The sequence below is a fragment of the Embleya sp. AB8 genome (assembly GCF_049739465.1).
In the GTDB taxonomy this organism is placed as follows: Bacteria; Actinomycetota; Actinomycetes; order Streptomycetales; family Streptomycetaceae; genus Embleya.
On record NZ_JBMHHY010000009.1, the window covers coordinates 228,002 to 242,511 of the forward strand.

Below are 14,510 nucleotides of genomic sequence, written 5' to 3' on the forward strand. Positions count from 1 at the left end.
GATCATGCAGGACACCGACCCCACCCCGGTCCACCCGGAAACCCCGTCGTTGCCCAGCGTCGTGGTCGAACGGCGGGTCGAGTGGCAGGACACCGACGCCGCCGGGCACTACCACTACTCCGCCGTGCAGCGCTGGGTCGAGGCGGCCGAGGCGGTGTTGTTGCGACGGCTCGGGGTGGCCGAGTTGTTCGGCCGGATTCCCCGGGTGCACTTCGAGGCGGACTACCGCGAGCGGTTGTGGTTCGGCGAGGCCGCGCACACCACATTGCGGATCGAGCGGGTGGGGAGCAGCTCCCTGCACTACACGTTCGAGGTACGCGGGGAGCACGGGCCGGCCGCGACCGGGCGGCTGTCCGTCGTGCACTGTCCGCCGCAGGCCAAGGGCGCGTTGCCGTGGCCGGACGAGACCAGGGCCGCGCTCTCCCGCGGTGGGCCGCAGCGGCCGGAGTCCTACACCTGAGGCGGGCCGGCACCGGAGGCGGCCGGCACCCGAGGCGGCCGGCGGTGCGCGACCGGGTGAACCCACCGCTGCGCCGGCGCACACCGGGTACGGAGCACACACCCCGCTTCCGCGTCGGATATCGCACCCGCGTCGAATATCGCGCCGCATTGACGACCGTGGAATTTATTACATACGCTCGGATGGGCCGGGAACATTGGAGGACGCTGTGCGCATAGCAGTCATCGGCGGCGGGCCGGGCGGGTTGTACTTCGCCGCCCTCGCCAAGCAGCTCTCGCCGGCGTCGGAGATCACCCTGTGGGAGCGCAACGCCCCGGACGACGTCTTCGGCTTCGGTGTGGTGTTCTCCGACGAGACCCTGGACGGCATCGCCCAGGCCGACCCGGAGATCTTCGCCGCGATGTCCGAGGGGTTCGCCCGCTGGACCGACATCGACATCCGCTACGAGGGCCGCACGCTCACCTCCGGCGGACACGGCTTCGCCGCGCTGGGGCGCGAGCGGCTGTTGCGCATCCTGCAGGAGCGGTGCGCCGCGCTCGGCGTACAACTGCGCTACCGCACCGAGGCCCCGCCGGTGGACGAACTGGCCCGCACCCACGACCTGGTGGTCGCCTCGGACGGGGTGCGCTCGGCGGTCCGCGAACGCTACGCGGACACCTTCCGGCCCGAACTCGACGAGCGGGGCTGTCGATACATGTGGCTGGGCACCGACAAGGTGTTCGACGCCTTCACCTTCATCGTCGAGCGGCACGACTTCGGCGCGGTCCAGGTGCACGCCTATCCGTTCGACGACCGACGCAGCACGTTCATCGTGGAACTCGCCGAAGACGCCTGGCGGCGCGGCGGGTTCGCCGAGTTCGCCGGTCGCGAGCTGCCGCGCGGCGCCAGTGACGAGGCGGGCATCGCGCGCTGCGAGGCGCTGTTCGCGGAACACCTGGACGGACACCGGCTGATCCCGAACAACTCGCGCTGGATCCGGTTCAGCACCGTGCGCAACGCCACGTGGCGGCACGAGAACGTGGTACTGCTCGGCGACGCCGCGCACACCGCGCACTTCTCCATCGGCTCGGGTACCAAGCTGGCCATGGAGGACGCACTCGCGCTGGCCGCGTGCCTGAACGAGCATGCCGACATCCCCGCCGCGCTCACCGCCTACGAGGCCGAACGCAAGCCGGTGGTGCGCTCCACCCAGCGGGCCGCGCAGGCCAGCCTGGAGTGGTTCGAGAACATCGACCGCGCGGTGGGCCAGGTGCCCGAACAGTTCGCCTTCAACCTGCTCACCCGCAGCCGCCGGGTCACCCACGCCAATCTCCGCGAGCGGGACGCCGGGTTCGTCGCGCAGGTGGACGCGGCGTTCACCGCCGGGCGGCCCGACCGGGTGGACGCGGCACCGATGTTCCAGCCGTTCCGGCTCGGTTCGGTACGGCTGCGCAATCGGGTCGTGGTCCCGCCGCTGGCCACCTACACCGCCACCGACGGCATCCCGGGCCCGTTCGAGGCCGCCCACCTGGGCGCCCTCGCGCTCGGCGGGGCGGGCCTGGTGTTCGCCGGGATGACCGCCGTACTGCCCAACGGCCGGGCCACCGAGGCCTGTTCGGGCCTGTGGTCGGACGCGCACGAGAGCGCCTGGCGCGAGCTGGTCGGCCGGATCAAGCAACAGGCCCCGGACGGCCCGCTGTTGGGCATCCAGCTCACCCACGCCGGCCGCCGTGCGGCGACCACCGTGCCGGACGCCGACGGTCGATCCGCGCCGCTCGGCTCGGCCGGCTGGCCGATGGTGGCCGCGTCGGCGATTCCCTGGGACGCCGAGGGCGACTTCCGGCCCCGCGCGGCCGACCGGGCCGATCTGGACACGATCACCGAGGCGTTCGCGAGCGCCGCCGCGCGGGCCGATCGGGCCGGCTTCGACGCCTTGGAACTCCAGTACGGGCACGGCCACTTGCTCTCCGGCTTCCTGTCCCCGCTGACCAATCTGCGCGACGACGAGTACGGCGGCTCGCTCGCCGGCCGGCTGCGCTTCCCGATCGAGGTGCTGACCGCGGTACGGGCGGTGTGGCCCTCCACCAAGCCGCTGGTGGTGCGGATCTCGGCGAGCGACTGGGCCGAGGGCGGCACCACCGAGGAGGACGCGGTCCAGATCGCCCGCGCGCTCGCGGCGGCCGGGGCGGACGCGATCGACGTGTCCTCGGGAGAGGTCGTCCCGCACGAGCGACCCGCCTTCGGCCGCGGCTACCAGACGCCGTTCGCCGACCTGATCCGCAACGCCACCGGAGTGCCCACCATCGCGGTCGGCGCGATCTCCGGCTACGACGACGTCAACTCGATCCTGCTCGCGGGCCGCGCCGACCTGTGCGCGGTCGGCCGGGCCCATCTGTACGACCCGATGTGGACGCTGCACGCCGCCGTCGAACAGGGCTACAGCGGACCCGCCGCGCCCTGGCCGAGCGCCTGGCGGCCGGGCAGCCGCAAGCCGCCCGGCGCGGGCAGCGACCGGGTGGCCCCCCGACTGCACCTGTTGCGCGCGGCGGTCGAACCGGTACACCGGCGGTGGCGGCCGGAGGCCGAACCCAGACTGGTCGCCGGAACCGGCCGGCGCTGACCCGATCGTGGACCACGAGGAGCCAGCGGAGGAGCCCGAGATGGACAGTCCCAGCCCCACCCCACCGATCGTGCTGACCGGCGAGCAGCGCGACAACCCGCCCCGGTTCACGGCCGCCGCCGTGCAGGCCGCGCCGGTCTACCTGGACGCGGCGGCCACCGTGGCCAAGGCGGTCGCGCTGATCGCCGAGGCCGCCGGGAACGGCGCCGAACTGATCGTCTTCCCCGAGGCGTTCGTCCCCGGCTACCCCTACTGGAACTGGACGATGAACCCGGTCCAGGGCTCACCCTGGTACGAACGCCTCTACCGCTCCTCGGTGGACATCCCCGGCCCGCACATCGAGGCGCTGCGCACCGCCGCCCGGGCGGCCGGGGCGGTCGTGGTGATCGGCGTCAACGAGCGCGGCCCGCACAGCCTGGGCGTGCTCTACAACACCATGCTCACCATCGACGCCGACGGCGAACTGATCGGCGTACACCGCAAGTTGGTGCCCACCTGGGCGGAGAAGCTGACCTGGACCGGCGGCGACGGCAGTTCACTGCGCGTACACCCGACCGGGATCGGCCCGCTCGGGGTGCTCGCGTGCGGGGAGAACACCAACACGCTGGCCCGATTCACCCTGCTCGCCCAGGGCGAACTCGTGCACGCGGCAAGCTATATCGCGCTGCCCGTGGCACCCGCCGACTACGACATGGCGGACGCGATCGCGGTGCGCACCGCGGCGCACAGCTTCGAGGGCAAGGTGTTCTCCGTGGTCGCCTGCTCGACCATCTCGCCGGAGATCGTCGACGCCATCGCCGGTGACGACGCCGAGGTACGCAAACAGCTCGGCCGCGAACGCAGCGCCTACTCCGGCATCTTCGGCCCGGACGGCCGCCCGGTCGGCGAACCGCTGATCGACGACGAGGGCATCGTCTACGGCGACATCGACCTCGCCAAGTGCATCCAGCCCAAACAGATGCACGACATCGTCGGCCACTACAACCGCTTCGACGTCTTCCGGCTGAGCGTGGACAACCGGCCACAACAACCGATCACCTTCACCCACGAAAGCCCCCGCACGCCCGTCGCACCCGCCCCCGAGGAGGAGAAATGACCACCGAGGACGACCGTATGGACGACACCATGCTCGGCCGGGCCCGAGTCACCGACACCCCGGAACTGAGCGCCTACTACGCCGAGTTGGCCGACCGCGAGGCCGGTGCGTTGTGGACCGTGGCGAACGAGATCGAACCGTGGTACCCGCAGCCCAAGTCGGTGCCCACGCTGTGGCGCTACGCCGAACTGCGCCCGCTGGTCCGCAAGGCGCTCGACCTGGTCAAGGGGGACGACGCCGGTCGCCGGGTGGTGATGCTGGTCAACCCCGGTCGGCGGGACATCAGCGCGGCGGCGGGCCTGCTCTACACCGGCCTGCAGATCATGGGGCCGGGCGAGTCGATGACCGCACACCGGCATCAGGCCGCCGCACTGCGCTTCGTGCTCGAGGGCACCGGCGCCTGGACCATCGTCGACGGCGAGAAACTGCGGGTCGGCGCCCGGGACTTCGCGATCACCCCGAACGGGACCTGGCACGAGCACGGCAACGAGTCCGCCGACACGCCGGTGATCTGGCAGGACGGCCTGGACATCCCGCTGGTCAATGCGCTGGACGCGGGCTTCTACGAGGTGCACCCCGACGTGTACCAGGTGCCCGGCAAGGTGGTGAACTCCTCCCTCCTGACCTTCGGCGGCAACCTGGTGCCCTATGGCGCGGAGCGTTGGACCCGGCCCTACTCGCCGCTGCTCGCCTGGCCCTGGGAGCCCACCTACCAGGCGCTGCTCGACCTGGCCAAGGCGAGCGAGGGCTCCCCGTACGACGGCGTGATCATGGAGTACACCAACCCCGCCACCGGCGGCTCGGTGATGCCCACGATGAGCGCGCACATCCAACTGCTGCGCGCCGGGCAGGCGACCCGGGCGCACCGGCACACCGGTTCGGTGGTCTACACCGCGGCCAAGGGCCACGGCGTCTCGATCGTCGGCGGGCAGCGTTTCGAGTGGCACGAGGGAGATGTATTCGCGGTGCCGGCCTGGGCCTGGCACGAACACGCCAACCTCGACCCGGCCGACGACGCGGTGTTGTTCTCGTTCAACGACTTCCCGGTTATGCGCTCGCTCGGCTTCCACCGGGAAGAGGCATACGTCGACCACGACGGGCATCAGCCGACGCCGTCGAACTGACCACCGCCCACCGCGACTTCGCCACCCATCCCGACTTCGCCACCCATCCGGACAATCACTAACCATCCGGATTATCACTCGGACAGTGAGGAAACACCCCCATGCGCCTGGTCACCTACACCGTCGACGGCTCGACGCCCCGCCTGGGCGTCGAGGACGGCGCGCACGTGCTCGACCTGCCCGCGCTCGCCACCGCCGCGGGCGTCGAACTCCCCGGCGACCTGGCGGCGTTCATCCGGGCCGGTGCCGAGGCGCTGGGCACCGCGCGGGACCTGCTCGCCGCCGACCCGGCCGGGCGGCCGGCGGGCAGCGCGCACGCGAGCGCCGACGTGGAACTGCTCGCGCCGCTGCGGCCCGGGAAGATCATCGGCATCGGGCTCAACTACGTGGAGCACGTGGCCGAGTCCAACCGTACGCTCGACACCGCCAAGGAACTCCCGGACCGGCCGGTGTTGTTCGGCAAGCCGGCCACCGCGGTGACCGGGCCCGGCGCGCCGATCCTGCACAACGGTGACCTGACCGAGCAGCTCGACTGGGAATGCGAACTCGCCGTGGTGATCGGGCGCACCGCCTACCAGGTGAGTGAAGCCGACGCGTGGGAGCACGTGTTCGGCTACAGCATCATGAACGACATCAGCGCCCGCGACCAGCGCCGCTCCGGGCAGTGGTTCTTCTCCAAGGGCCAGGACTCCTACGCGCCGTTCGGCCCGGTCGTGGTCACCGCCGACGAGATCCCCGACCCGCAGGCGCTCGACCTGTCGTTGCGGGTCAACGGCGACGTCAAGCAGAAGTCCAACACCCGGCACATGTTGTTCGACATCCCGCGCCTGATCGCCGACATCTCCTCCGGGATGACCCTCGAACCCGGCGACGTGATCTCCACCGGCTCGCCCTCCGGAGTCGGCGCCGCCCAGATCCCGCCGCAATACCTGCGGCCCGGCGACGTGGTCGAGGCCACCGTCGAGCGGATCGGCACGCTGACCAACCCGGTGATCGACGCGCGCTGACCGGCGCCATCGCCCACCCCACCCCTCTCTTCTCGGCATCAGCAGGAGGACCTCCGTGCGTCAACACCCCTACCGCGTCGGCCAGATCGTGCCGAGCTCGAATGTCACGATGGAGACCGAGGTACCCGCGATCCTGCGGGCGCGCGAGGCGGTCGCCGAGGAGCGGTTCACCTTCCACTCCAGCCGGATGCGGATGACGCATGTCACGCCCGAGCAACTCCGGGCGATGGACGCCGACTCCGACCGCTGTGCGATCGAACTCTCCGACGCGCGCGTGGATGTGCTCGGCTACGCGTGCCTGGTGGCGATCATGAGCATGGGCCCGGGATACCACCGGGTGTCCGAGGAGCGGCTGCACGGCCGCACCGTCGAGAACGGCGCACCCGCGCCGGTGGTGACCAGCGCGGGTGCCCTCGTGCACGGGCTGCATACGATCGGGGCCCGCAAGGTCGCGCTGGTCGCGCCGTACATGTTGCCGCTGACCCGCACCGTGGTGGACTACCTCGGGCACGAGGGCATCGAGGTGCTCGACTTCGCGGCGCTCGAGATCCCGGACAACCTCGACGTGGCCGCGCACGACCCGCTGCGGCTGCCGGACATCGCCGCCCGGCTCGAACACGCGGACGCGGACGCCGTGGTGTTGTCGGCCTGCGTGCAGATGCCGTCGCTGGCCGCGATCGAGGACGCCGAGCAGCGACTGGGCAAGCCGGTCGTGTCGGCGGCGGTCTGCACCGTGCATCAGCTGTTGCGGGCCTTGGACCTGCCGGCCTTCGCGCCGGGGGCCGGCCACCTGCTGTCGGGGGCGTTCGCCGACGCGCCGTCGGGGGCCGGCGCCGGCGCGCGTTCCGCGAGCTGACCGGCGCTCGGCCGGCGGGGCCGGGTGCGCCGGCCGGGTGATTCGGGGCTTTTGCCTGTCTCATCGGCTTCGGGTGATTCGTGGGGATGGGTGGGGATGGGCGGCGCGGTGGAATACTGGCACGCCGTTCCCCCATGGAAGGAGGCCCTGGATGGGCTTCGGCCCCTTGTCCATGGCCACACTCGGCAAGGCGATCACCGGCCGGGACCTGCCCGCGACCGATCCGGGCGCGCCGTCCGGGCCGGGTGCCGGGCGCCGCGCGTTCCTGGCCCGGACCCGTACCGACGGCCTGATCGCGCTGGTGGCAGGGGTCGTGGACCTGCTCGGCTACGCGATCAGCGCGCCCTACTCGGGGGCCGGGACCACCACCGTCGGCGCGCTGTTCCTGGCCGGGTCGGCGGCGTGCCTGATGGTGCGTCGGCAGGCGCCGGTCGTGGTCCTGGCGGTGGTGCTGGTCCTCCAGTCCGCGTCGAACCTGATGATCGAGATGCCGCAGCGGTTCGGCATCTCGCTGGCGGTGGCGCTGTACACGGTCGGCCTGGCCTGCCGGCCGTGGACGATCGTCGCCGCCGCGCTGGCCACCCTGGCGGCCCAGTCGACCGAGTACCGGCACGGCAAGGAATCCGTCGTCTGGATGGCCAGCGGCGACATCGTGGCGATCCTGCTGGTCCTGGGGGTCAGCGCGGGCGTGCGGCACTGGCAGGGACAGGTCGAGGTCAACCGGATCCTGCTGGCCGAGCGGGCGCTGACCGACGAGCGCCGCCGGATCGCCCGCGAACTGCACGACATCGTGGCGCACCACATCACCACGATGCATCTGATGTCCGGCGGCGCCCGGGCCAGTCTGGATCGGGATCTGGACGCGGCCCGGGCCGCGCTGCTGACCCTGGAGGCGTCCGGGCGGGTCGCGCTCGGCGAGATGCGTCAGTTGCTCGGTGTGCTGCGCAGCGACCACGACCCGGACACCACGTCCGCCGCACCGCAACCCGGCGTGGCCGATTTGGACCGGCTGATCGCCGAATCCTGCCTGGCCGGCCTGCCGACCGAACTGAGCGTCGTCGGCACTCGGCGTGAGTTGCCGCTGCCGATCGGGTTGGCGCTGTACCGGATCACCCAGGAGGCGCTCACCAACGCTCGCAAGCATGCCGGGAGCCTGGCCACCGCGACGGTGCGCCTCGAGTACCGGCCCGGCGCGGTCGGGTTGGAGGTGCGCGACGACGGCGGGGGCGGCGAGGTGTCCGGTGGGGGCTACGCGATGACCGGTGGCGGGCACGGCCTGGTCGGCATGCGGGAGCGGGTGGCCGTGCACGGCGGGTCGTTCGAGGCCGGGCGGGTCCAGGACGGCGGGTTTCGGGTCGCCGCGGTGCTGCCGGTGGCGGGGGAGGAGCCGGCCGAGACATCGGCGCCGGCCCGGGCCGAGGTCGCCGGTGTGCCCGAGGCGCTGGCCGAGCTGACCCCGACCGAGGTGACGCTGCTGCGGCTGGTCGCGGCGGGTCGGGCGGACGCGGAGATCGCCGAGGCGATGCGGATCGACGTCGCCGAGGTACACCGGTACGAGGCGCGGGTGCTGGCCGAATTGGGGCTGCGGGACCGGGCCCAGGCCGTGGTCCTGGCCTACGAGTGCGGGCTGGTCCGGGTCGGGCACACCGCCGCGACCGGCTGACCCGACCGGCCGAGTTGTGCGTTCGCACGAAAGGTGCTCGCAGGCTTCGTCGGAGCGGCCATCAGCGGCGCCGCCGCGCGCGCGTAGCGTGCCGGTACGCCGTCCGGCCCCTCGCGAAAGAAGGTCCCATGACCGGAACCGTCGACACCGCGCACTGGAATGCCCGCCTCGCCGAACTGATCGCCGAGTACGACGTACCCGGTGCCAGCCTGGCATTCCTGCACGACGGTGAGGTGTATACGTTCGCCGCCGGCGTGTTGAACCGGGACACCCGCACCCCGGTCACCGCCGACTCGCTGTTCCAGATCGGCTCGGTGACCAAGGTCTGGACGGCGACCCAGCTGATGCTGCTCGTCGAACAGGGTCGGCTGACCCTGGACACCCCGGTCGTCGACCTGCTGCCCGAGTTCAAGGTCGCCGACGCCGAGACGACCAAGACGGTGACCGTCCGGCACCTGCTGACGCACACCTCCGGTATCGACGGCGACCTGTTCCTGGACAGCGGGCGCGGGGACGACTGTCTGGAGAAGTACGTCGCGGCGTGTGCGGACCTGACCCGCAACCACCCGATCGGCGCGTCCTTTTCCTACTGCAACAGCGGCTTCGTGATAGCCGGCCGGATCGTCGAGCGACTCACCGGGAAGACCTGGGACCAGGCGCTGCGCGAGCAGATCTGCGAGCCGCTGGGCCTGACCCACACCTGGACGCTGCCCGAGGACGTGCTGCGGTTCGGCGCGGCGACGGGTCACCTGGAGGAGGGCAAGCCGACCTCGGTGTGGGGGCTGACCCGGGCGATGGGTCCGGCCGGCCTGATCTGCGCCCGGGCGAGCGACGTGGTCGCCTTCGGCCGGGCACACCTGGGCACCGATCTGCTGGCCGCGCCGCAGGTGATGACCGAGCCGCAGGTCGACCTGCCGAACCCGTACACGATCGGCCCGCAGTGGGGCATCGGCTGGATCCTCGACGAGTGGTCCGGCCACCGGGTGATCTCGCACGCCGGCAACACCATCGGCCAGGCGGCGATGTTGTGGGTGGTGCCCGACACCGGCACCGTGGTCGTCCTGCTGGCCAACGGCGGATCCACCGGCGCGCTGCAGAACACCCTGGGCACCGAACTGTTCGCCGCTCTCGTGGACGTCACGCTGCCCGAGCGGCTCGGCCCGCCGGAGCAGCCGGTCGAGGTCGACGTGGACGCCTACGTCGGCACCTACGAGCGCACCGGCCAGCGCAACACCGTCACGGTCCGGGACGGACAACTGCACCTGCGCATCGAAGTCACCGGCGCGCTGGCCGAGTTGCAGGAACCGATCGAGATGGCGCTGATCCCGGTCGACGCGACCACCTTCGTCGGCCGACGCAAGGACAGCCCCCTGTGGGACAGCGTGGTCTTCTACCGCCTCCCCGACGGCTCGCCCTACATCCACTTCGGCGTCCGAGCCACCCCGAAGGTCGGCTGACCCGGGGCGAGTTCCCCACCTCGCAGCCGCACCTCGCAGCCCCGTCGCCCATCGGGCGGCGGGGCCGAGTGCGTTCTTCGGGACGATCCGGCCAAGGCGGACCCGGCCGTTCGGTCAAGGCGGACCTAAGCGAGAGGCAAGGTCGGTCGGCGCCAATGGGCGGGTGGGCCGAGTGGAGAGGGGGCAGTCGTGCGGTACGAGATCCTTGGGCCGGTACGGGTGGTCGGGGTCGGCGGGGCGCGTGCGCTCGCGGCGGCCAAGCCGGAGATCCTGTTGGCCGCGCTGCTCGCGCGGCGGGACCAGGTGTTGACGGTCGATCAGTTGGTGGCGGAGCTGTGGGCGGCGGACGATCCGGCGCGACCTCGGCAGGTGCGCCCGACCGTGCATGTGTACGTGTCCCGGCTGCGCTCCTTCCTGCGGGCGTCGGCCCCGGCGCGGAGCAGGTCGATCGTCACCACCGCCGGGGGATACGTGCTGCGCTCGACGCCCGAAGTGGCGCTGGACGCGGATGAGTTCCACCACCTGGTCGAGCAGGGGCGGGAGGCGAGCCGGGCCGGTCGGCGGCGGGAGGGGGCCGAACGGTACGCGGCCGCGCTGAAGTTGTGGCGCGGGGCGCCGTACGAGCGGGTCGAGGCGGGGCCGATCGTCCGGGCCCATGCGGCGCGCCTGGACGCGGCCCGGCTGGATTGCCAGGAGTTGCTGGTGGAGGCGCAGTTCGAGCTCGGCCGGTATCGGGAGAGTGTGGCCCGGCTGTACGCGCTGACCGCGGAGTACCCGCTGCACGAGGCGTTCGCCCGGCAGTTGATGATCGCGCTGCACGTATGCGGGCGGCGCGCGGACGCCCTGGTGGTCTACCGGGACAGCCGGGCCCGCCTGCGCGAACTGCTCGGCCTGGAACCGGGCGAGCCGTTGCGCGAGGCGCACCGGGCGGTGCTCGCGGGCACCGAGCCGCCGGGCCTGCGGACACATTCGCTCGCGCACTGAGCGGGCTTACGACTGTTCGCGCCCTGGGCGGGTTTTCCACCCGGCCGGGCGCGGCCGGCACGTCGGGTGACGGGTCGGTCGCGTGCCGATCCGCCCGGTGGTGGCCGCGCGGCCACGGGTTTACGGTCGAACGAGTGGGTGGTACACCCCGCCTTCGGCGGCGTGCCGAAGACGGGCGTGGGACACCCACGCTGGAATTCATCATGGCGCATCCGTACGCGACATCCGCGCAGACCGCCACGGCACCCAAGGGAAGCCGCGGCAATGGCGCGGCGCTCGCCGTGATCGCCTCCTGCCAGCTGATGGTGGTCCTGGACATCACCATCGTGAACATCGCACTGCCGCACATCCAGCGCTCCCTGGCCTTCTCCACCACCAGCCTGTCCTGGGTGCTCAACGCGTACACGCTCACCTTCGGCGGCCTGCTCCTGCTCGGCGGTCGGATGGGCGACATCCTGGGCCGGCGGCGGGTGTTCATGTTCGGCGTATTGCTCTTCGTGTTCGCGTCGTTGCTCGGCGGACTCGCGCAGAGCGCGCCGGAGCTGCTTGCCGCCCGGTCCATCCAGGGCATCGGCGGCGCGATCGCGTCGCCGACCTCGCTCGCCCTGATCACCACGACGTTCGCCGAAGGCCCGGTCCGCAACCGGGCGTTCGGGGTATTCGCGGCGGTGTCCGCGGGTGGTGGGGCGATCGGGCTGCTGGCCGGCGGGATCCTGGTCGAATGGCTGGACTGGCGGTGGGTGTTCTTCGTCAACGTGCCGATCGGCGTGCTGATCGCGCTGGCCACGCCGCGCTACATCCGCGAGTCCGAGCGGCATCCGGGCCACTTCGACCTGCTCGGCGCGTTCACCTCGACGCTGGGCATCGGCTCGCTGGTGTACGGCTTCATCCGCGCCGCGCAGGACGGCTGGCGGGACACGGTGACCATCGGCGCGTTCGCGGCGGCGGTGGTACTGCTGTTCGTCTTCATTTCCATCGAGCGCAACTCCCGGCAGCCGATCACTCCGTTGGCGATGTTCGCGGACCGCAACCGGGCGGGCTCGTACGGCATGATGTTGTGCCTGTCCGCGGCGATCTTCGGGATGTTCTTCTTCCTGACCCTGTTCGTGCAGGAGGTGCTGGGCTTCAGCCCGCTCCGGGCCGGGCTGGCGTTCCTGCCGATCAGCGTGGTGATCGCGGTGGGCGCGGGCTTCGCGTCGCAGCTGCTGCCGCGTTACGGGCCCAAGCCGTTCATGGTCGGCGGCGCGCTGCTCGCGGCGGGCGGCCTTGCCTGGTTGACCCGTACCGATGTGCACAGTACGTACGCGGGCAGCATTCTCGGGCCGATGCTGGTGTTCGGCGTGGGGATGGGGATGCAGTTCGTGTCGTTGACCCTGATGGCGGTCTCCGGGGTGGCGGCGCACGAGTCCGGCGCGGCCTCGGGGCTGCTCAACGCGATGCAGCAGGTGGGCGGTTCGCTCGGTCTGTCCATCCTGGTCACCACGTTCGGCACGGCCAACCGCAACGAGGCGAAGAACCAGGTCCCGGCGTTCCTGGCGCACGCGACACCGGTGCAGCGGGCGAACTTCGACCGGACGCATGTGTTGCCTCCGCCGTGGAGTCACCAGGTGCTCACCACGGGGGTCTCCGCAGCGTTCGTGGTGGCGGCGGTCTTCGCCGTGTTGGCCGCGGTGATCGCGCTGTTCGTGATCCAGGTGCGGGCTTCCGACCTGGAGCGACTGCGCGGTGGTGCGGGCCTGACACCGGGCGGGTGACGGGCGGGGTCGAGCCGGCGGCGGGCGAGCAGGGTTCTTGGCCACGGCGTCTTCGGGGTTTGGGGTTTGGGGTGATGGTGAGTGGGATTGACTTGATACCCCTAGGGGGTATCTTGGTGTGCATCGACCGGATCCCTGAGGGGGGATTCGGGTAACGGGAGGATTCCCCATGAGCACATCCACTTCCACCGAGGTCGACCTCGCGAGTGGTCGGGTGACCGTCTCCGCCGATGCGGCGCTCGATGACGCGGCGGTGACCGCGGCGGTCGGCGAGGCGGGGTACGAGGTCGTGGCGCCGGTCCCGACCGAGGTCGAGGTCGAGGCCGGTGCCGGTGCCGGTGCGAGCTGCTGCGGCAGTTGCCACTGACGTCCCGGGGTGCCGGCGCCGGTGCCAGTCCGGTGCCGGTGCCCCATCCGTTCTCCTTCGCCGGCCCCGCGGGTCATCGCCCGTGTGTGGACCGGGTGACGACGAAATCAGGAATTGGTAGGCAACGATGAACACGGCTGTCAAGGTCGGCGCGTTCGGCGCCGGCGTCGTCCTGGCCTTCGGGGCCGCGTTCGGGGTGGGTCACGCGGTCGGTCCGGTCGGCTCCGATCCCGCGCCGGCGCACGGGAAGCACGGCGGTACGAAGGCCGCCGCGCCCGCGCCCGCTGCCGCTCCGGCCGCCGCCGGTGCCGCCGTGGAGACGCCCGGCGGTCTCCAGGTCTCCGAACGCGGCTACACCCTCGTCCCGCCCGCCGAACCACTGCCGGCGGGCACCCGTACCGACTTCCGCTTCCGCGTGCTCGGCCCGGACGGGCGGCCCTGGACGCGCTACGAGCGTGCCCACGACAAGGACCTCCACCTGATCGTCGCCCGCCGCGACCTGTCCGGCTTCCAACACGTACACCCCGTGCTCGGCGCGGACGGCACCTGGAGCGTCCCGCTGACCTTCGCGACCGCCGGTACGTATCGTGTGTTCGCCGACTTCACCCCCACCGGCGACCCGGCCGGCCCGCTCACCCTCGGTGCCGACGTGGTCGTGGCCGGCAACTACGAACCGGCCGCGCTGCCCGCCCCGGCCCGTACCGCCACCGTCGACGGCTACACCGTGACCCTGGCCGGCGACCTCACGGCGGGTGCCTCCGCGCCGCTCACGCTCGGGGTGAGCCGGGACGGCCGGCCGGTCACCGACCTTCAGCCCTACCTCGGCGCGTACGGCCACCTGGTCGCGCTGCGCCAGGGCGATCTGGCCTACCTGCACGTACACCCGCAGGGCGCCCCCGGCGACGGCAAGACCCCGGCCGGGCCCGGCATCGGCTTCCACGCCCAGGCCCCGAGCGCCGGGACGTACCGCCTGTACCTGGACTTCCAACACGAAGGCACGGTCCGGACCGCCGAGTTCACCGTCGCCGTCGGCGCTCCGAACGCGACCCCGAACGCCGCCCCGAACGCGACCCCGGCCACGCCGGTCGCACCGCAGGCCGGCGACCCGGAGCACGGCGAGCACGGCGAGCACGCGCACTAGAA

12 protein-coding genes are annotated in these 14,510 nt (G+C 71.8%); all 12 read left to right on the forward strand.

The window, feature by feature from the left end; genetic code table 11:
* The first annotated feature begins 4 nt into the window (after positions 1–4).
* The 12 genes from ABIA38_RS15420 (at position 5) to ABIA38_RS15475 (ending at position 14,508) form a co-directional block, all read left to right on the forward strand.
* Positions 5–460 carry an acyl-CoA thioesterase gene (locus tag ABIA38_RS15420; RefSeq protein WP_424639185.1) on the forward strand — a complete coding sequence of 152 codons (456 nt, stop codon included), beginning with the start codon at positions 5–7 and terminating at the stop codon, positions 458–460.
* Positions 461–668: 208 nt separating this feature from the next.
* On the forward strand, positions 669–3,059 hold the full coding sequence (locus ABIA38_RS15425) for an FAD-dependent monooxygenase (RefSeq protein ID WP_424639186.1): 2,391 nt from the start codon (positions 669–671) through the stop codon (positions 3,057–3,059).
* A gap of 40 nt (positions 3,060–3,099) precedes the next feature.
* Positions 3,100–4,155: a carbon-nitrogen hydrolase family protein gene (locus ABIA38_RS15430; RefSeq protein WP_424639187.1), complete on the forward strand. Its 1,056-nt coding sequence runs from the start codon at positions 3,100–3,102 to the stop codon at positions 4,153–4,155.
* Positions 4,152–5,279 (forward strand): cupin domain-containing protein, encoded by a 1,128-nt coding sequence (locus ABIA38_RS15435; protein ID WP_424639188.1) that lies wholly within the window; start codon positions 4,152–4,154, stop codon positions 5,277–5,279. Before ABIA38_RS15430 ends, ABIA38_RS15435 begins: the two co-directional genes overlap by 4 nt.
* A gap of 101 nt (positions 5,280–5,380) precedes the next feature.
* Positions 5,381–6,286: a fumarylacetoacetate hydrolase family protein gene (locus ABIA38_RS15440; protein ID WP_424639189.1), complete on the forward strand. Its 906-nt coding sequence runs from the start codon at positions 5,381–5,383 to the stop codon at positions 6,284–6,286.
* Between the two features lie 55 nt (positions 6,287–6,341).
* The gene (locus ABIA38_RS15445) at positions 6,342–7,142 is read left to right on the forward strand and encodes a maleate cis-trans isomerase family protein (RefSeq protein WP_424639190.1); all 801 of its coding nucleotides are present in this window, start codon (positions 6,342–6,344) and stop codon (positions 7,140–7,142) included.
* Between the two features lie 151 nt (positions 7,143–7,293).
* Positions 7,294–8,805, forward strand: a complete 1,512-nt coding sequence (locus ABIA38_RS15450; protein WP_424639191.1) for a hybrid sensor histidine kinase/response regulator transcription factor — start codon at positions 7,294–7,296, stop codon at positions 8,803–8,805.
* A 128-nt stretch (positions 8,806–8,933) separates the two neighbouring features.
* Complete coding sequence (locus ABIA38_RS15455; RefSeq protein WP_424639192.1) at positions 8,934–10,262, forward strand: serine hydrolase; 1,329 nt, start codon at positions 8,934–8,936, stop codon at positions 10,260–10,262.
* Positions 10,263–10,451: 189 nt separating this feature from the next.
* Positions 10,452–11,246, forward strand: coding sequence for an AfsR/SARP family transcriptional regulator (locus ABIA38_RS15460; protein ID WP_424639193.1), 795 nt, complete (start codon positions 10,452–10,454; stop codon positions 11,244–11,246).
* Between the two features lie 203 nt (positions 11,247–11,449).
* Positions 11,450–13,000 (forward strand): MFS transporter, encoded by a 1,551-nt coding sequence (locus tag ABIA38_RS15465; protein WP_424639194.1) that lies wholly within the window; start codon positions 11,450–11,452, stop codon positions 12,998–13,000.
* Between the two features lie 169 nt (positions 13,001–13,169).
* On the forward strand, positions 13,170–13,367 hold the full coding sequence (locus ABIA38_RS15470) for a hypothetical protein (protein ID WP_424639195.1): 198 nt from the start codon (positions 13,170–13,172) through the stop codon (positions 13,365–13,367).
* Positions 13,368–13,494: 127 nt separating this feature from the next.
* A complete protein-coding gene (locus ABIA38_RS15475) occupies positions 13,495–14,508 on the forward strand; it encodes a hypothetical protein (protein WP_424639196.1) in 1,014 nt (337 codons plus the stop codon).
* The last annotated feature ends 2 nt before the right edge of the window (positions 14,509–14,510 follow it).